17 protein-coding genes and 1 rRNA gene are annotated in these 17,220 nt (G+C 66.3%); 5 read left to right on the top strand and 13 right to left on the bottom strand.

Annotated elements, in window-relative coordinates; all coding sequences use genetic code 11:
* Positions 1 to 99 precede the first annotated feature (99 nt).
* The 4 genes from AB4Y79_RS17575 to AB4Y79_RS17560 all read left to right on the top strand — a co-directional run bounded on the left by AB4Y79_RS17575 (position 100) and on the right by AB4Y79_RS17560 (position 4,373).
* The gene (locus AB4Y79_RS17575) at positions 100 to 756 is read left to right on the top strand and encodes a GntR family transcriptional regulator (protein ID WP_441864501.1); all 657 of its coding nucleotides are present in this window, start codon (positions 100 to 102) and stop codon (positions 754 to 756) included.
* Positions 749 to 2,269, top strand: a complete 1,521-nt coding sequence (locus AB4Y79_RS17570) for an MmgE/PrpD family protein (protein WP_441864498.1) — start codon at positions 749 to 751, stop codon at positions 2,267 to 2,269. Before AB4Y79_RS17575 ends, AB4Y79_RS17570 begins: the two co-directional genes overlap by 8 nt.
* The gene (prpB, locus tag AB4Y79_RS17565) at positions 2,270 to 3,172 is read left to right on the top strand and encodes a methylisocitrate lyase (RefSeq protein WP_441864495.1); all 903 of its coding nucleotides are present in this window, start codon (positions 2,270 to 2,272) and stop codon (positions 3,170 to 3,172) included. It abuts the gene before it with no gap.
* 61 nt (positions 3,173 to 3,233) lie between these two features.
* Entirely contained in the window at positions 3,234 to 4,373 is a 1,140-nt protein-coding gene (locus AB4Y79_RS17560; protein ID WP_441864492.1) for a bifunctional 2-methylcitrate synthase/citrate synthase, read from the top strand.
* 96 nt (positions 4,374 to 4,469) lie between these two features.
* Here the strand turns inward: AB4Y79_RS17560 and AB4Y79_RS17555 are convergent, their stop codons facing one another.
* The 12 genes from AB4Y79_RS17555 to AB4Y79_RS17500 form a co-directional block, all read right to left on the bottom strand.
* Positions 4,470 to 4,952: an 8-oxo-dGTP diphosphatase gene (locus AB4Y79_RS17555; RefSeq protein ID WP_441864489.1), complete on the bottom strand. Its 483-nt coding sequence runs from the start codon at positions 4,950 to 4,952 to the stop codon at positions 4,470 to 4,472.
* 35 nt (positions 4,953 to 4,987) lie between these two features.
* Positions 4,988 to 5,782: a hypothetical protein gene (locus AB4Y79_RS17550; RefSeq protein ID WP_441864486.1), complete on the bottom strand. Its 795-nt coding sequence runs from the start codon at positions 5,780 to 5,782 to the stop codon at positions 4,988 to 4,990.
* Positions 5,783 to 5,784: 2 nt separating this feature from the next.
* Complete coding sequence (locus AB4Y79_RS17545) at positions 5,785 to 6,288, bottom strand: RNA polymerase sigma factor (protein WP_441864483.1); 504 nt, start codon at positions 6,286 to 6,288, stop codon at positions 5,785 to 5,787.
* 128 nt (positions 6,289 to 6,416) lie between these two features.
* Positions 6,417 to 7,439, bottom strand: coding sequence for a site-specific tyrosine recombinase XerD (gene xerD / locus AB4Y79_RS17540; RefSeq protein ID WP_441864480.1), 1,023 nt, complete (start codon positions 7,437 to 7,439; stop codon positions 6,417 to 6,419).
* Entirely contained in the window at positions 7,439 to 8,098 is a 660-nt protein-coding gene (locus AB4Y79_RS17535; protein WP_441864477.1) for an NUDIX domain-containing protein, read from the bottom strand. Before AB4Y79_RS17535 ends, xerD begins: the two co-directional genes overlap by 1 nt.
* A 27-nt stretch (positions 8,099 to 8,125) precedes the next feature.
* Complete coding sequence (locus AB4Y79_RS17530; RefSeq protein WP_441864474.1) at positions 8,126 to 9,901, bottom strand: CTP synthase; 1,776 nt, start codon at positions 9,899 to 9,901, stop codon at positions 8,126 to 8,128.
* A 28-nt stretch (positions 9,902 to 9,929) separates the two neighbouring features.
* Positions 9,930 to 11,669 (bottom strand): DNA repair protein RecN, encoded by a 1,740-nt coding sequence (gene recN / locus AB4Y79_RS17525; RefSeq protein ID WP_441864472.1) that lies wholly within the window; start codon positions 11,667 to 11,669, stop codon positions 9,930 to 9,932.
* Positions 11,670 to 11,673: 4 nt separating this feature from the next.
* Entirely contained in the window at positions 11,674 to 12,699 is a 1,026-nt protein-coding gene (locus AB4Y79_RS17520; RefSeq protein WP_441864470.1) for an NAD kinase, read from the bottom strand.
* A 13-nt stretch (positions 12,700 to 12,712) separates the two neighbouring features.
* Complete coding sequence (locus AB4Y79_RS17515; RefSeq protein WP_441864468.1) at positions 12,713 to 13,528, bottom strand: TlyA family RNA methyltransferase; 816 nt, start codon at positions 13,526 to 13,528, stop codon at positions 12,713 to 12,715.
* Positions 13,528 to 13,794: a hypothetical protein gene (locus AB4Y79_RS17510; RefSeq protein ID WP_441864465.1), complete on the bottom strand. Its 267-nt coding sequence runs from the start codon at positions 13,792 to 13,794 to the stop codon at positions 13,528 to 13,530. Before AB4Y79_RS17510 ends, AB4Y79_RS17515 begins: the two co-directional genes overlap by 1 nt.
* Before the next feature lie 9 nt (positions 13,795 to 13,803).
* Positions 13,804 to 14,793 carry an HAD-IIA family hydrolase gene (locus tag AB4Y79_RS17505; protein WP_441864462.1) on the bottom strand — a complete coding sequence of 330 codons (990 nt, stop codon included), beginning with the start codon at positions 14,791 to 14,793 and terminating at the stop codon, positions 13,804 to 13,806.
* Positions 14,794 to 14,799: 6 nt separating this feature from the next.
* Positions 14,800 to 15,693: a hypothetical protein gene (locus tag AB4Y79_RS17500; protein ID WP_441864459.1), complete on the bottom strand. Its 894-nt coding sequence runs from the start codon at positions 15,691 to 15,693 to the stop codon at positions 14,800 to 14,802.
* A gap of 36 nt (positions 15,694 to 15,729) precedes the next feature.
* Here AB4Y79_RS17500 and AB4Y79_RS17495 point away from each other — a divergent pair, with 36 nt between their 5' ends.
* Entirely contained in the window at positions 15,730 to 16,632 is a 903-nt protein-coding gene (locus AB4Y79_RS17495) for a hypothetical protein (RefSeq protein WP_441864457.1), read from the top strand.
* A gap of 495 nt (positions 16,633 to 17,127) precedes the next feature.
* Here the strand turns inward: AB4Y79_RS17495 and rrf are convergent.
* Positions 17,128 to 17,220: ribosomal RNA gene (rrf, locus tag AB4Y79_RS17490) — 5S ribosomal RNA — on the bottom strand; the annotation flags it as partial.

The raw sequence follows: 17,220 nt of genomic DNA, 5'->3' as shown, positions 1-17,220 counted from the left end.
ATACACAGAAAAGGATTCGCAGGGTAAATACTCAAGTTTCCTTGGTCTACCACCACTCTGTGTATACACTGAAGAACGTCAACCCAGGAAGGAGACTGCATGCGCGCCAGTGATAAGGCCTATGCGGCCCTCCGCGAGGACATCGTCGAGTGGCGGCTGGCCCCGGGGACCGTTCTTGCCGAGGTGGAGCAATCCGAGCGGCTCGGCGTCTCGCGTACTCCGCTGCGCGAAGCCCTCAGCCGGCTCACCGCGGAAGGCCTGACGACGGCGGGCGGCCGCGGCGTCGTCGTCACCGATATCTCCCTTGACGACATCGACGAACTGTTCGAACTGCGGGAGACCCTTGAGGGCAGGGCCGCGGCCCTGGCGGCCAGCCGCGGCGATACGGCCACCTTCGAGCAACTGCAGCGCGAGCTGATCCAGGCCCCGGACATGATCAACGGCGACGATCCCGCCCGCCATGACTACTACGAACTGGTGGGACGGCTGGATACCGCCATCGATGCCGCCATCTCCAACTCCTACCTGGCCCAGGCCATGCGAAGCCTGCGCGTGCACCTGGTCCGGATCCGCAGGCTGGCCGCCGACGACACCGCCCGCCTCACTGCCGCGGCCGCCGAGCACGCAGCGATCGCCGAAGCAATCGCCGAAGGCAATCCGAAGCTCGCCGAAGCGGCCACGATTGTGCACCTGCACCGCAGCCTCTCCCACGTCAAAGCAACCCACGCGTCCCACCCGAAGGAGCACCATGGTTAAGGAACACCACGTCCGCGTCTACAAGAGCGAAGAGAACCTGCCCCGCGAGGACCAGCTCGCCTACAAGATCGCCCAGGTCGCCGCGGACCCCGTGGAGGTTTCTGACGACGTGACCGACATGGTGATCAACCGCGTCATCGATAACGCGTCCGTGGCGGTCGCGTCGCTGAACCGGGCCCCCATCGTCGCCGCCCGCGCCCAGGCACTGACCCATGGTCCCACGACCGGCGGCAAGGGCTCGAAGGTCTTCGGCATCGAGGAACGGGCCTCCCCGGAGTGGGCGGCCTGGGCCAACGGTGTGGCCGTCCGGGAACTGGACTACCACGACACCTTCCTTGCTGCGGACTACTCCCACCCGGGTGACAACATTCCGCCGATCCTCGCCGTGGCCCAGCACGTGGGTTCCAGCGGCCGGGACCTGATCCGGGGCATCGCCACCGGCTACGAGATCCAGGTGAACCTGGTCAAGGCGATCTGCCTGCACAAGCACAAGATCGACCACGTGGCCCACCTGGGCCCCTCCGCCGCGGCCGGGATCGGCACCCTGCTGGGGCTCGACGTCGAGACCATCTTCCAGTCCGTCGGCCAGGGACTGCACACCACCACCGCCACCCGGCAGTCACGCAAGGGCGAAATCTCCACCTGGAAGGCCCACGCCCCCGCGTTCGCCGGCAAGATGGCCATCGAATCCGCCGACCGGGCCATGCGCGGCCAGACCTCGCCCGTGCCGATCTACGAAGGCGAAGACGGTGTCATCGCCTGGATGCTCGACGGCCCGGACGCCTCCTACATGGTTCCGCTCCCCACCCCGGGTGAAGCCAAGCGCGCCATCCTGGACACCTACACCAAGGAACACTCGGCCGAATACCAGGCCCAGGCGTGGATCGACCTGGCCCGCAAACTCCACAAAGAGCACCCGGAGGTCACCGACCCGGCCAACGTCGAATCCGTGCTGATCAGGACCAGCCACCACACCCACTACGTGATCGGCTCCGGCGCCAACGACCCCCAGAAATACAGCCCCACCGCATCCCGGGAAACCCTGGACCACTCCATCCCCTACATCTTCACCGTGGCCCTGCAGGACGGCGCCTGGCACCACGTGGACTCCTACGCCCCCGACCGCGCAGCAAGGCCGGACACGGTGGAGCTGTGGCACAGGGTGACCACGGTGGAGGATCCAGAATGGACCCGCCGCTACCACTCCCTGGACATCGCCGAGAAGGCCTTCGGCGGGTCCGTGGAAATCACGCTCAAGGACGGCGCCGTCATACGTGATGAGATCGCCGTCGCCGACGCCCACCCGCTCGGCGCCCGCCCGTTCGCCCGGGAACAGTACATCAACAAGTTCCGCACCCTCGCCGTAGGCCTGGTGGAGGAGGCCGAGATCGAACGGTTCCTCGCCGCCGTCGAACGCCTCCCCGAACTCGCCGCGGGCGAGCTGGACCAGCTGAACATCACCGCCGCCCCCGGCGTCATCGACCTGAACGCCGCACCCAAGGGACTGTTCTAAATGCTGTACTCAAAAACCACCCCGGAACAGAAACGGATCCGGTTCAGGGAACTGCTCGCCTCCGGGACTGTGCAGCAGTTCCCCGGCGCCTTCAACCCGCTCTCCGCCCGGCTGATCGAAGAAAAGGGCTTCGCCGGGGTCTACATCTCCGGTGCCGTCCTCGCCAACGACCTGGGCCTGCCGGACATCGGGCTCACCACGCTCACCGAGGTGGCCACCCGCGCCGGGCAGATCGCCCGGATGACGGACCTGCCCTCGATCGTCGACGCGGACACCGGTTTCGGCGAACCCATGAACGTGGCACGCACCGTGCAGGAACTGGAGAACGCCGGCCTTGCCGGCCTTCATATCGAGGACCAGTTCAACCCGAAGCGCTGCGGCCACCTGGACGGTAAGAACGTCGTGGACCTGGATACCGCCACCAAACGCATCCGCGCCGCGGCCGACGCCCGCCGCGACCCGAACTTCCTCATCATGGCCCGCACCGACATCCGCGCCACCGACGGACTCCACGCCGCCCAAGACCGGGCGAAAGCACTCGTCGACGCCGGCGCGGACGCCATCTTCCCCGAAGCCATGCGAGACCTCAGCGAATTCCAGGCCATCCGCGACGCCGTCGACGTGCCCATCCTGGCCAACATGACCGAGTTCGGCAAAAGCGACCTCTTCACGGTGGACGAACTGGCCGGCGTCGGCGTCAACATGGTCATCTACCCGGTGACGCTGCTGCGTAGTGCCATGGGCGCTGCTGAGCGTACTCTGGAATCGATCAAATCCGACGGCACCCAGGAGGCCCAGGTTTCGAGCATGCTGACCCGTGCGCGTCTCTACGACCTCGTCGACTACGAGGCCTACAACCGCTTTGACACCGGGGTCTTCAACTTCCAGATCCCCGGAATCTGACACCCCACCGGACTGCCGGCCCCGGCCGGTCAACAGGCGTTAGGAACAAAGGAGTTTCAGCATGGCTGAAAATGAGATCAAAAAGGGCCTCGCCGGCGTCGTGGTGGATTACACCGCGGTTTCGAAGGTCAACCCGGACACCAACTCGCTGCTCTACCGCGGCTATCCTGTCCAGGAACTGGCTGCCAGGTGCAGCTTCGAGGAAGTCGCCTACCTGCTCTGGAACGGAGAGCTCCCCACGAAGGACCAACTCACGGAATTTTCCGCGCGGGAACGGGCCGGCCGGGCGCTGGATCCGGTGGTCAAGACAGTCATCGACGCGTTGCCCGACACCGCGCATCCGATGGACGTCTGCAGGACCGCCGCGTCGGTGATGGGCGCCCGGCACCCCCTGGCCGAGGATTCCTCCCGGGACGCCAACATGGCCAAGGCCATCGACCTGTTCGCCGCCATGCCCGCGGTGGTGGCCTATGACCAGCGCCGCCGGCACGGGCAGGACGTGGTTGAGCCACGCGATGACCTGGGCTACTCTGCAAACTTCCTGTGGATGACCTTCGGCGAGGAACAGGTCCCGGAGGTGGTGGAGGCCTTCAACGTCTCGATGATCCTCTACGCCGAGCACTCCTTCAATGCCTCCACCTTCACCGCCCGCGTGATCACCTCGACACTCTCGGACCTGCATTCCGCCGTGACCGGAGCCATCGGGGCGCTCAAGGGTCCGCTGCACGGCGGCGCGAACGAAGCCGTCATGCACACCTTCGACGAGATCGGCATCCGGCAGGAGGAATCCCTCGAAGAAGCTGCCGCCCGGGCCAAGGCATGGATGGAAGATGCCCTGGCACAGAAGAAGAAAGTCATGGGCTTCGGCCACCGCGTGTACAAGCACGGCGATTCCCGGGTGCCCACCATGAAGGCCGCCCTGGACAAGATGATTGCGCACTACGGCCGCCCGGAGCTGCTGGGGCTGTACAACGGACTGGAGAGCGCGATGGACGAGGCGAAGGCCATCAAGCCGAACCTCGACTACCCGGCCGGACCGACGTACCACCTCATGGGCTTCGACACCGCGACCTTCACTCCCCTGTTCGTAGCCAGCCGGATCACGGGTTGGACGGCGCACATCATGGAGCAGCTGGACGCCAACTCCCTGATCAGGCCGCTGAGCGAGTACATCGGCCCGGAGGAACGGCACCTTCCCTAGCATGTGCAGGCCGCCCGACGGCGGGTGGGCACCATGGTGCCCACCCGCCGTCGGGCGTTAAGCATTGTGGTTGTGCAAGCGCCGGCTGCCGGCAGTTCAGCCCAACTGGCTCTCGGACGAGGCGACGGATTCGTTGTCGGCGTCCATGGTGACCACGACCCTCACGGTCCCGCCTTCGAGCACCACGGGGAGCCAGTGGTCCGCGTCCTGCCACATCCGTTCCACGGGAAGGGTGTCCACAGGGAACCATTCGGGCAGGATTTCGTCGCTGGGGGCCGGCTCGCCCTGCCACAGCCGGGCGGTGAAGAGCCTGGTCTGCATGTTCCACTCCGGCCGGGCCGGAAAGACGAAGTAGACCGATCCGGCGTCCGCCAGGTCTTCCACCCGCAGCACCACACCGGTTTCTTCCAGGACTTCCCGGACCACCGCCTGCTCGTCGGTCTCCCCCGGTTCAACGTGGCCGCCAATGCCCACGATCTTGCCCCTGCCGAAACCTGTCTGCTTCAGCCCCAGAAGGACCTCGGTCCCGTCGGCCCCGTCACGGAGCAGGAAGCAAAGAGTCACGGCGGTGAATTGCATGTGCTCAACCCTATGCCAGCTGGTGAGGGCCTTCGCTATCCAGCGGCCGGTCCCGCGCCAACAAGTTCCGAACGGTATTCCACCGGGAGCCCCTTCTGCTCAAATTCCTTGTCCATTGCCTGTTGTGGCGTCAGGCCTTGGTTGTTCATTGCCTGGAATTCCCAGTTGAAGACGCTGGAATACACCTGCCGGAAGTCGCAAAGGAACCGCCCGTCCTTTAACTTGGCAAGCTGGTACCACACGTTGCCACCGTCGAGTTGAAGGGCCTTGGCTCCCTCGTCCGAGATGGAAAAAGCGAGCCAGCCGTCGGCACAACCCAGGACGGTGTAGAGATGTTGTTGGTCGGCGGGGATCGGAAAGACGACGCGCTGCTGGTCGCTTCGCTGCAGGTCCACGTTGTCCATGGTGCAGGGCACGCCGCCGGTTCTCAAGCCACCGGCGGCCGGGTTCACCGACGGGGCTGCCAAGGGTGAAGCGGTGGCAGCAGGATGTTCGCTGGCAAACGGTGTGGCGGACGGGCTGGCCGCCGGCGGAGGGCTTCCGGTTGATTCCGAGGGCACCGCCCCTGGTCCAGCCGTGGGCCGCTGAGCCATGGTTCCACCCACGAACACAGCGGCCGCCACGGCTGCGGTCGCGAGCAGGGTCGCAGCAGTTGTCCGGACGGCCGTCCGTGCCCGCTGGTTGCCTCGTTCCGGTGCCCGCGCCGTCAAACGGATGACGTCAGTGTCCTCCGTGGGCGCCAAGGCCCGGGCGCCGCTGCCTCCGGCCGTCGTGTCCGGTGCCGTGGGCCGGGGTTTGGCGGCCTTCATCAACTGCTCGATGCGATCCATGGCTAGTCCTTCCGTTCGGTCATGAGATGTGCCGGTGCGGCCTTGGCGAAGGCCCGGCGTGCACGGTGCAGCCGAACGGAAGCGGTTGAGGGAGAGCATTCAAGGGCCTGGCCAAGTTCGGGGATGGTCAGGTCATCCCAATAACTGAGCATGAGGATCTCGCGGTCCCGCTCCCGAAGGCGGCCAAGTATGTCCGCTACCGCAGCCTGTTCCCCGGTATCTTCCTGCGGAACGTTGCCGCGTGCTTCGCCCTGCAGCCGGTCAAGAAGTTCCTGGCGGCGGCGACGGCCCCTGAACTCGTTGCCGAGCACATTCCGGGCCGTGGCGAGCAACCATCCGATGCCGGGCGGCTCCGGCAGTTGTTTTTCCCATGCAATCCGGAACACGTCGGCCGCCAACTCCTCGGCCCGGCACGTGTCGCTGATACGGCAGGCGATGTACCGATAGACCCGCCCCGAATGCTGGGAATGCAGATCGATGAATGCCTGCTCTTCCGCTGCCAACATAGTATTTCCCCCCGGACACGTATTGACTTCCTCTTGAAGACTAAGTGTCCCGGGCCTGGCTGATTCTTACAGTCGCAGGAAGTTTTTTGTGGGGATTGATGCAAGCTCCGGGGGCCGGACCCCGGTGATCAGCCCAGCGCCCTCGGGTGCGCCGCGGCGTAGATCTCCCGCAGGGTATCGGCCGTGACCAGGGTGTACACCTGGGTGGTTGTCACGGAGGCGTGGCCCAGCAGTTCCTGAACCACGCGGACGTCAGCGCCGCCTTCGAGGAGGTGGGTGGCGAATGAATGCCGCAGCGTATGGGGTGAGACGTCCCTGGTGATGTTGGCTTTCTCTGCCGCCGCCTTCAGGATGGTCCAGGCACTCTGCCGGCTGATCCTTCCACCGCGGGCGTTGAGGAAAAGCGCCGGCGTACCTTTGCCTTTGGCGGCGAGCAGCGTCCGGCCGCGGACCAGGTAGGCCTCGAGGGCACGCACTCCGTAGGAGCCCAGCGGTACCAGCCGTTCTTTCGACCCCTTGCCGAAGAGCCGGACGATGGCGGGTCCTGAGCCGGGCTCTGCGAGGGATATGTCATCGACGTCCAATCCCACGGCCTCACTGATCCGTGCCCCGGTGGAATAGAGGAATTCGAGCAGGGCACGGTCCCTCAGCCCCGTGGCTGTGTCCGTTCCGGCGGCCTCGAGGATGCGGGTTACCTCATCGACGCTGATGGCCTTGGGCAGCCGTTTGCCGGCCATCGGCGGATGGACTTCGCTGGCAGGATCGGCCGGCGTGTAGCCTTCCAACGCCCAGAACTTGTGCAGTCCACGCACCGCCACCACCGTTCGGGCCGCTGACCGCACGCCCAGGGTGGAGCCGCCGTCGGAACCGTCGGAGAGGGCACGGACGTAGCCGGTGACGTGGTGCCGGGTGATGTCCTCCGGGCGGCCGCAGCCGGCAGCGGCGAGGTAGCGGGCGTACCGGGCCAGGTCCCGGCGGTAGGCTGCCAGTGTGTTGGCAGCCAATCCCCGTTCCACGCCCACATGCTGCAGGTAGTCGGTGATGGCCCGGTCGATGGCCCCGGGGCGTCCCGCGGCCGGGTCCCCGGTCGCGGCCGATTTCGGTGCCGGTTCCACCGAAATCACGGGTTCAGCCGAAGGACCGGGGACCATCAGCGCTGGCTGGGGTGTGCGGGCCAGGGGGCGTCGGCGGGCCGGAGTTCCTGGTAGTTGCCGGCGCGGGCCGCCGCGGCGGCGAGGATCCCGACGACGGCGGACGGGTTGTGCAGGCGCCCGGCCAGTACCGATTCCACGGCATCGTCGAGGCTGATCCAGTGGAACTCGATCTCCGCTTCCTCGTCCGTGCGCTCGTGGCGTTCGTGGTGCGGGATCCCGGTCAGGTCGCGGGCAAGGTAGATGCGGATTGCCTCACTTGATGAGCCAGGGGAATTAAAGACGTCGGCCAGGACGTTCCAGGTGCCGGCGGCGAGGTCGGCTTCCTCGGCAAGTTCGCGGGCAGCCCCCACCACGAAGTCTTCGCCTTCGATGTCGAGAAGGCCGGCCGGCACTTCCCAAAGATCCATGCCCACCGGGTGCCGGTACTGCTTCAGAAGCAGGATCTGCCCCTCAGCGTTCATGGGCAGTACTGCTACTGCCCCGGGATGATCGATGTAGTCACGGGTGAGGGCATCCCCGGACTCAGACAGCTGGAAGGTGTCGCTGACGACGTCCCAGATCCTGCCCTGGTACACCTTCTCGGTAGACAAAAGACGGCGCGGGCTTGGTGCATCCGAAACCTGTTTGGCAGGGGTGGTTTCAGGTGTACCAGGCATCGCGCCGTCCTTCTTCTGCTCTATTGACTACTTAGCGGCAACCGTACCGGATGCCACGGGCTTCCCGGCCGCGGGCGCAGCCGTGTCGGCAACAGCCTGCGAACCTGCGCCCTGGTGGTCCAGGGCAGCCTTGACCAGGCCGGTGAACAGCGGATGCGGACGGGTGGGCCGCGAGCTCAGCTCGGGGTGAGCTTGCGTGGCGACATAGTACGGGTGGATGTCGGCGGGCAGTTCAACGAATTCCACCAGCTTGCCGTCCGGGGACGTGCCGGAGAAGACCAGGCCCTTGTCGGCAATCTGCTGGCGGTACTTGTTGTTGACCTCGTAACGGTGCCGGTGGCGTTCGCTGACGGTGGTCTTGCCGTACGTTCCGGCGATGACCGAGCCTTCGTCAAGCTTGGCTTCGTAAAGGCCCAGGCGCATGGTGCCGCCGAGGTCGCCGCCACCCTCGACGTACTCAAGCTGTTCCTCCATGGTGGCGATCACGGGGTACTTGGACTCCGGCTCGAATTCGCTGGAGGATGCGCCCTCCAGGCCCACCACGTTGCGGGCGTACTCGATGACCATGCACTGCAGGCCCAGGCACAGGCCCAAGACGGGGAGCTTGGTCTCGCGGGCGAACTTCAGGGCACCGAGCTTGCCTTCGAGCCCGCGAATGCCGAACCCGCCCGGCACGCAGATGGCGTCGACGCCATCGAGCGCCCTGATGGCACCCTCGCGGGTTTCGCACTCGTCGGACGGGACCCAGCGGATCTTGACCTTGGCCTCATTGGCGAAGCCGCCGGCACGCAGCGCTTCGGTGACCGAGAGGTAGGCGTCCGGCAGGTCAATGTACTTGCCCACCAGGGCAATTTCGACCTGGTGCTTCGGGTTGTGGACTGCGTCGAGCAGCTTGTCCCAGCTGGTCCAGTCCACATCCTTGAACGGCAGGTCCAGGGCACGCACGATGTAGGAGTCCAGGCCCTGCGAGTGCAGGGTCTTCGGAATGTCGTAAATGCTGGGGGCGTCCGGGCAGCCGATGACGGCTTCGATGTCGACGTCGCACATGCGGCCGATCTTGGCGCGCATGGCTTCGGGAACTTCGCGGTCCGAACGGATGACGATTGCCTCGGGCTGGATACCGATGGAACGCAGCGCTGCAACGGAGTGCTGCGTAGGCTTGGTCTTCAGCTCCTGCGACGGTCCAATGTACGGAACCAGCGAGACGTGGACGAAGAAGACGTTGCCGCGGCCCACATCCTGGCGGACCTGGCGGGCGGATTCGAGGAACGGCTGGGATTCAATATCGCCAACGGTGCCACCAATTTCGGTGATGATGACATCCGGGGCGTTCTTGCCCTCAGCGGGCAGGCGCATGCGGCGTTTGATTTCATCCGTGATGTGCGGGATGACCTGAACCGTGTCACCGAGGTATTCGCCGCGGCGTTCCTTGGCAATCACGGTGGAGTACACCTGGCCGGTGGTCACGTTCGCGGAACCCTCAAGGTTCTCATCGAGGAAGCGCTCGTAATGCCCAATGTCGAGGTCCGTTTCGGCGCCGTCGTCGGTGACAAAGACCTCGCCGTGCTGGAAGGGGTTCATTGTGCCCGGATCCACATTCAGGTAGGGATCGAGCTTCTGCATCGTCACGGACAGGCCGCGGGCCCGGAGCAGGTGACCAAGGCTTGAGGCCGTCAGTCCCTTACCGAGCGAGGACGCCACACCGCCGGTGACGAAAATGTGCTTCGTCGTCTTGGAGGAGCCCGGGAACCGGGAATTTACACGGGAATTTGATCGCTGCACCACGGAATTCGAGCCTATCATCAATTCAGCCTTCCCGTGATTGTGCCAGTCAGGCCCGCTGGGGCAGGAGCTTGGCGTCGTCCAGCAGTTCCCGGGCGTGGGCCTGCGCCGATTCGGAGTCCTCCTGGCCTGCCAGCATGCGGGCCAGTTCACGGACCCGTTCGGGACCGTCGAGGAGGCGGACATCACTTGATGTGAAGCCGGTGGCGGTTTTGCCGTCCGCTCCCCTGACGGAGGTTTTGGTCACTGTGATGTGCTGGTCAGCGAAAGCGGCCACCTGGGGAAGGTGGGTAACCACCAGCACCTGCACGTGGCGTGCCAGCATTGCCAGCCGCCGGCCGATCTCGACCGCGGCCCGTCCACCCACGCCGGCGTCCACCTCGTCGAAGACGAACGTAGGCACCGGGTCCACGGCGGCGAGCACTACCTCGATCGCCAGCATGACGCGGGACAATTCACCGCCGGATGCACCCTTGCCGAGCGGCCGGGCCGGGGCGCCGGAGTGGGGCTGGAGCAGGAAGCTGATCTCGTCCCCGCCGTGCGGGCCCAGTTGTCCGGCAGATTCAAGGTTGATCACCAGCGTGGCGTCCGCCATGGCGAGCGCCTTCAATTCGGCGCTGACGCGGGCCGAGAGGTCCTTGGCGGCCTTGGAGCGGATCTTGCTGATGGCTGCCGACTGCTTTTTCAGCTCCGCTTCAGCCCGGACCACCTCGGCGTCCAGCGCCTCGATGCGCGAGGAATCGTCCTGCAGTTCGTCATAGCGGACCCGCGCGGTTTCGGCCCACACCAGCACTTCGTCGATGGTGGGCGCGTATTTGCGGACCAGCTTGGCCAGGGCTGCCCTGCGGTCCTCAATCTCGGCCAGCCGTTCCGGCCCCTCCGAATCCAGTCCTGCCTGGTAGCTGGCAAGTTCCGTGGCGATGTCGTTGAGCAGGAAGCCGACTTCGGCCAGCCGGGCGGCGGCGGAACCGAGCTCGGCATCGTGCTCTGCCACATGTTCCAGGGTGCGCTTGGCCGCATCCACCAAGGTAGTGGCGTCCCCGGCTTCGCCAAAGTCCTCGGCGATAAGGGCCTGGTGCGCGGTGCTGGCGGCAATCCGCAGTTCTTCGACGTTGGCGAGCTTTACGGCCTCCGCTTTAAGAAGCTCGTCCTCGCCCGGCTGCGGGTCCACGCCGTCGATCTCGGCGAGGGCGGCCTCCAGTGATTCCGCTTCCCGGAGCCGGTCCCGGGCGGCGCTGCGCAGGCTGTCCAGCTCAGACTGGCTGGCCTTCCAGCGGCCGTAAAGATCCTGGTAGGCGGCCAAAGGGCCGGCCAGGGTATCCCCGGCGAATTTGTCCAGCGCCTCGCGCTGGGCAGTGGCGCTCTTGAGCCGGATCTGGTCCGACTGGCCGTGCACCACCACCAGCGACTCGCCGATCTCGGCCAGCACGCCCACCGGTGCGGCCCGGCCGCCCAGGAACGCCCGGCTTCGGCCATCGGCACCCAGGCGACGCGCCAGGATCAGCTCGGCGCCGTCGTCGAACTCTTCTGCTTCCGCGCCGGCATCAAGGGCGCGGGCGATGGCGGGGTGCCCGGACTCAAGCTTTAGGACTGCCTCTGCCGTGGCGCTCTTTGCGCCGCTGCGGACGGCCCCGGCATCCGACCGGGCCCCCAGCAGGAGGCCGACGGCGGTGACCACCATGGTCTTGCCGGCGCCGGTTTCGCCGGTCACCACGCTCAGCCCCGGGCCGAGCGGAAGCGTTGCATCGGTGATGACGCCCAGATCGCGGATTCTCAGTTCTTCAATCATGGATTCACTTTGCTGTCGACGAATCGGGGTCGCCGCCCGCGGCGTCCGGCTCCGGGACCTGCAGCGGCGGCATGGGCCGTGGCGTACGTACCAGCGGGATGGGTCCCGTGTGCACCGCACCGGCCTTGGGCACGGGGCCCCGCCAGCCGTGGATGGGCAGTTCAAACTTTCGGACCAGGCGGGCGGAGAAGGGGGTCTGGTGGGTGCGGGCCAGCCGTACCGGGATGGCGGACTTGGTCACCTCGACGCGGGCACCCGGCGGCAGGTCCACCGAGCGCCGGCCATCACACCACAGGACGCCCTGCGCGTCGGTCCGGCCGAGCACTTCGACAGCGAGCTTGGACCGGGGCGAGACGACCAGTGGCTTCGCGAAGAGCGCGTGCGCACTGATGGGTACGATCACCAGGGCTTCCACCTCCGGCCAGACCACCGGTCCGCCGGCCGAGAACGCGTAGGCCGTGGAGCCGGTGGGAGTGGCCAGCACAATGCCGTCGGACCCAAAGGACGTCAGGGGGCGCTCATCCACTTCGGTGACAACTTCGAGCATCCGTTCGCGGTTGGCCTTCTCGATGGCGGCCTCGTTTAAAGCCCAGGTGTGCCAAATCTTCTGTCCGCGGACCCACACCTGGACATCGATGGTCATCCGCTCTTCAACCGTGTACTCGCGGCTGGCAATCCATTCAACGGTCTGGGCCAGGTCCGCGCGCTCGCTTTCGGCCAGGAAGCCCACGTGCCCCAGGTTGACCCCCAGCAGGGGCACGTCCACCTCGCGGACCAGTTCGGCGGCGCGCAGGATGGTTCCGTCACCGCCGAGGACCATCACGAGCTCGACGTCGGGCAGCTGGACATGGTCGTGGAGCACCTCCACCGGCTGGGCGAGGTGGCCAAAGAAGCGTTCCATGTCCCCCAGCTCGGACTCCTGCATCACGGGGACGATGCCCGACGCGTGCAGCAGGGCGCAGGCTTCCCAGGCAGCCTTCAGTGATTCCTCGCGGCCAGTGTGGGCAAGGACCAATACACGCCTGCTCATCAGGTTCCGCTCTCTAGTGGTTCGGCCAGATTTGTCCGAGCAACGCAGCGGCTGCTGCCTCTCGCTCTTCGATCTTAGGCAAGTCTTGGGTGTTCCTGCGTTTTATCCACAGGAAGTATTCGACGTTGCCATCCTGTCCCGGAAGCGGGCTGACCGCCAGCCCGCACAAGTCCAGCCCGGCGTCGAGCGCTGCCGTGGCGACTTTCTCCACGGCCAGGCGGCGTTCGCGCTCCGATGTGACCACGCCGGTCCTGCCCAGGCGGTCCTTGCCGATCTCAAACTGCGGCTTCACCATGAGCACCAGGTCGCCGCCGGGTTCGGTGCAGTCCGCCAGCGGCCGCACCACCAGGGTGAGGGAAATAAAGGAGAGGTCGGCGACCGTCAGGGTGCACGTCCCCCCGATGTGCTCCGGTGCCATGTACCGGACATTCATTCCCTCGTGGACTGCCACGCGCGGGTCGCTGCGGAGGTGCGGCACCAACTGGCCGTGCCCGACGTCGACCGCCACCACGTGTGCGGCCCCGCGACGGAGCAGGACGTCGGTGAAGCCGCCGGTGGAGGCGCCGGCGTCGAGGCACCTTTTGCCCTGGACGGTAATGACCGGGAAGGCGTCGAGGGCACCCGCCAGCTTGTGGCCGGCACGGCTGGCGTAAACGTCCTGGTCGTCCTGCTCGACGGCGAGGTCACGGCCGTCGTCGATCTGGAGGGACGCTTTGGCGAGGACCTGGCCGGCGGAGCTGACCTTGCCCGCCGAGATGAGCGAGGCTGCGTGCGTGCGCGACCGTGCCAGCCCGCGGGCCACCAGTGCCTGGTCGAGGCGCACTGGCATCAGGCGCTGCCGCCGGTAGGATCACCGACGGCAGGTGCGCCGTCATTGGGGTCGGTGTTGTTGGGGTCGCTGTTGAGCGCGGCCAGCAGCTCATCGTGAAGCCGGCTGTACCGGTCTTCGTGGTCGGCAGCTGGAAGCCGGGGTATCTCCTGCAGCGTGGCCACGGCCTGCGCCACGTATGGATCAGTGATGTCCTGTCCGGGGGCCTGCGGCCACTCAGGAGCAGGCTGGGCTGGCACGTTGTCCGGTTCAGTCAGCTCAGTCATGAAACCATCCTAATGATCCATCCACACCAGCTTGGGCGCCTGCGGGGCCGATGCGTCCGGGGTCGCAGCCCACCAAGCGGCACATGCTGCGCGCCAGGAATCGAGGTCGTCCTTGCCGCCAATGATGCCCACCGCGCCGTTGGCCACGCGTGCCGTCGCGCGGCCGCATACGTAGCTGCCGTCGTCGTGCGTCACGTCCGGGTACGGACGGTGCAGCCCGGCCAGGTTTTCAATGATGTAGTCGGGCCGTTCCACAGACCGTGCGGCGAGGATGCTTTCGCGGGTATCGACGCCGGTCAGCACGGCGACGGTGGCAAAGCCTGCGTTGTTGCCGCCCAGGATGTCGGTATCCAGGCGGTCGCCCACGACCAGGGGGCGCTCGGCCCCGAGGCGCTTGGCGGCCGAGTGGAACAGCGGTGCCTCGGGTTTTCCGGCAACTTTGGGCTTCTGGCCGGTAGCCGCTGCCACGGCGGCCACCAGGCTGCCGTTCCCCGGTGCGATCCCGCGAGCCTGCGGAATGGACATGTCGGTGTTCGTTGCCACCCAGAGTGCACCGGCGGACACCACATAGGCTGCCTCCGCCAGGTCCTTCCAGCCAATGGACGGGCTGAAGCCCTGGACCACTGCCACCGGTTCCTCGTCCTGGCTGCCGACCGGTACCAGGCCCACCAGCTCTATTTCGCGTGCCAGTGCGGAACTTCCGGTGATCAAGACCCGTGATCCGGGTGCAAGCAGCGAAGCCAGCAGTTCCGCTGCCGCCTGGGAGGAGCTGACCACTTGGCTGTCCTCTGCCGGCGCGCCGAGCTCACGAAGGTGCGCCGCGACGTCCGCCGGTGAGCGCGAGGCGTTGTTCGTTACGTAGCCCAGCCCAATGCCCAGCCCGGAGAGCTGCTTCAGCGCATCCACGGCTCCGGGAATCGCGTGCGGACCCGCGTAGACCACGCCGTCCAGGTCTGCGAGGAGCGCGTCGAAGCGTGCAACCAGGGAAACGTCACTCATCCGTTGTCAGTGCTCCCGGCGCTCGTCAGTGATCGGGCCGTTGTCAGCACCCCGGTCCTCTTCGTGGTCCTCTTCCGCCGTGGCGGAATCGAGCTCGTCCTGTTCCACCGAGTCCTGGTCAGATTCGGCGTCGTCGGAGACGAAGTAGTCCGGGTCCTGGTCGTCGAGGTTGCTGTCCTGGCCAGCCCTGGCCTCAGTGATGCTTTCAGCGGAGGCGCTTTCCGCCGTTGCAGAGCTTTCGGCATCAGCGGCTTGCGCTTCCGAGGACTTGGACGCACTGTCCAGCATCCTGCGGCGTTCGGCCTCTTCCCGGGCTTCTTCCTCTTCATCCCAGCCGAGGTCGATGATTTCGGGTTCTTCATCCACGCCTTGGCCGAGGGCGTTTTCGGCAACGACGGCCTGCCTGCTCCACTTCTCCGACTCCGCTTCACGGCCAACGGCTGCCAGGGCGTCTGCGTAGGCGCGGAACAGCCGTGGGCTGTAGGAGAACGCGCGGTTGATGTCCAGCTGCGGGATCTCAAGTTCGGCTACGGCAGCATCCAGCTGGCCAAGGTCCGTACGGGCACCGGCAGCCACGATGGCCAGTTCCACCTTGCCGGGTGCGTCAAGGTCCTGGGCTTCCTCCGAACGGGCGACGTCCAGCGCCCTGTCCGGACGCCCCAGGCCGCGTTCGCAGTCGGCCATGACGGGGAGGTGCACGTTGGAGCCGCTGATCCGGCGGAACGTACGGAACTCGCGGAGCGCCTCGCCGTAATGTCCGGCGGCGTAGGCTGTCAGCCCCACCGCTTCACGGACAGCCGCGAGCCGTCCACCGCGCCGGCTGGCGGCCAGGGCATGCTGGAACGCGAGCTCGGGTTCATCGTCAATCAGCCGGCCGGCCATCACCAGGTGGCGGGCCACCCACTCCGCGCTTTTGGGCTCAAGGGTCTTGATCTGGTGATGCGTGGCGCGGTCCAGTTCCTTGCCTGTGACATCCTCATCGATCTCGGGCGAACGTTCGCGGTCGGGCCGGTTGGCGCTGCGAAGGTCTGCAGCGTTGGGCACGCGGGCGGGGCGCTCGTCCTGGCGGTCACGGCCGAAACTGCGGGGGCCGGAGCCGCCACGGCCGGACTCGGCACGGGAGTCACCGCGATCGAAGCTGCGTGGCGCCCGGTCCTGCCGGTCTCCGAAAGGCTTGCGGTTCTCGCCGCCGCTGAAACTCCGGCGGTCACCCTCACCATCACGACGCGGACGATCGCCAAACGGCTTCCGGTCACGGTCACCGAACGGCTTACGGTCACGGTCACGGTCACCGAACGGCTTACGCTCGCGATCGCCACCAGCACCGGCACCACCACTGAATCCGCGGCGGTCACCCTCACCATCACGACGCGGACGATCGCCAAACGGCTTCCGGTCCCGATCACCGAACGGCTTACGGTCACGGTCACCACCGAAACCACGACGGTCACCCTCGCCGTCACGACGCGGACGGTCACCAAACGGCTTCCGGTCCCGATCACCGAACGGCTTACGGTCGCGATCGCCACCGGCACCACCACTGAATCCGCGGCGGTCACCCTCACCATCACGACGCGGACGGTCACCGAACGGCTTCCGGTCACGGTCGCCACCAGCACCGGCACCGGCACCACCACTGAAACCGCGGCGGTCACCCTCACCATCACGACGCGGACGGTCACCGAACGGCTTCCGGTCACGGTCGCCACCAGCACCGGCACCGGCACCACCACTGAATCCGCGGCGGTCACCCTCACCATCACGACGCGGACGGTCACCGAACGGCTTCCGGTCACGGTCGCCGCCGCCTGCAGAGCCGCCGCGGGGGTCACGGTCTGACCTGGAGCGGAAGCCACGGGGGTCCCCGCCGGAATTGTTGTTGCCTCGGAAGGCCCCCCGGTCATTGCCGCGGTTGCCACCGTTGTGCTCGGCCATATGGATTCCTCCTGTTGTGAGCCGACCACTGGCGCAACTGCAGCCGCTCGTTTCGTTTCATACGCAACCCGAAATCAAGCGTTTCGAAGTCCGTGTACCTTCATCAATTCTAGTGGAGACGCAAAATCCCCCGGGACAGAGGGAGCCTTGGCGGCCGGATCGTGGCAATCTTCACAACTGCGGCCAGGTCCATCCGGCTCTGTCCATCACCTGTCTGCCACCGTGCCGGCACCCCCGCTCACATCCTGCAGCTTCTCCTCCAACGCCCGCTCACATCCTGCAGCTTCTACGCCGATGCCCGCTCATTTGTTGCGGGTTTCCTGTGAGCGGGCGTGGTAAGACGGGTTGTGTTAAATGTGGGAGGCCCCAACCGTGTGGTTGGGGCCTCGACCAATGATTGTCCGGCGGTGTCCTACTCTCCCACACCCTCCCGGGTGCAGTACCATCGGCGCTGTGGGTCTTAGCTTCCGGGTTCGGAATGGGACCGGGCGT

It is taken from the genome of Pseudarthrobacter sp. YAF2, assembly GCF_052113345.1.
Lineage (GTDB): Bacteria > Actinomycetota > Actinomycetes > Actinomycetales > Micrococcaceae > Arthrobacter.
The sequence above is the reverse complement of the archived record's forward strand: the minus strand, read 5'-3'. Positions and strand labels throughout refer to the sequence as shown.

Bases quoted from the DNA above. Each gene is read 5' to 3' on its own strand.
- AB4Y79_RS17530 (WP_441864474.1), bottom strand. From the start codon at position 9,901: ATGATAGGCTCGAATTCCGTGGTGCAGCGATCAAATTCCCGTGTAAAT.
- AB4Y79_RS17560 (WP_441864492.1), top strand. From the start codon at position 3,234: ATGGCTGAAAATGAGATCAAAAAGGGCCTCGCCGGCGTCGTGGTGGAT.
- AB4Y79_RS17520 (WP_441864470.1), bottom strand. From the start codon at position 12,699: ATGAGCAGGCGTGTATTGGTCCTTGCCCACACTGGCCGCGAGGAATCA.
- prpB (WP_441864495.1), top strand. From the start codon at position 2,270: ATGCTGTACTCAAAAACCACCCCGGAACAGAAACGGATCCGGTTCAGG.
- AB4Y79_RS17505 (WP_441864462.1), bottom strand. From the start codon at position 14,793: ATGAGTGACGTTTCCCTGGTTGCACGCTTCGACGCGCTCCTCGCAGAC.
- recN (WP_441864472.1), bottom strand. From the start codon at position 11,669: ATGATTGAAGAACTGAGAATCCGCGATCTGGGCGTCATCACCGATGCA.
- xerD (WP_441864480.1), bottom strand. From the start codon at position 7,439: ATGGTCCCCGGTCCTTCGGCTGAACCCGTGATTTCGGTGGAACCGGCA.
- AB4Y79_RS17555 (WP_441864489.1), bottom strand. From the start codon at position 4,952: ATGCAATTCACCGCCGTGACTCTTTGCTTCCTGCTCCGTGACGGGGCC.
- AB4Y79_RS17550 (WP_441864486.1), bottom strand. From the start codon at position 5,782: ATGGATCGCATCGAGCAGTTGATGAAGGCCGCCAAACCCCGGCCCACG.
- AB4Y79_RS17510 (WP_441864465.1), bottom strand. From the start codon at position 13,794: ATGACTGAGCTGACTGAACCGGACAACGTGCCAGCCCAGCCTGCTCCT.
- AB4Y79_RS17535 (WP_441864477.1), bottom strand. From the start codon at position 8,098: ATGCCTGGTACACCTGAAACCACCCCTGCCAAACAGGTTTCGGATGCA.
- AB4Y79_RS17515 (WP_441864468.1), bottom strand. From the start codon at position 13,528: ATGCCAGTGCGCCTCGACCAGGCACTGGTGGCCCGCGGGCTGGCACGG.
- AB4Y79_RS17570 (WP_441864498.1), top strand. From the start codon at position 749: ATGGTTAAGGAACACCACGTCCGCGTCTACAAGAGCGAAGAGAACCTG.
- AB4Y79_RS17545 (WP_441864483.1), bottom strand. From the start codon at position 6,288: ATGTTGGCAGCGGAAGAGCAGGCATTCATCGATCTGCATTCCCAGCAT.
- AB4Y79_RS17575 (WP_441864501.1), top strand. From the start codon at position 100: ATGCGCGCCAGTGATAAGGCCTATGCGGCCCTCCGCGAGGACATCGTC.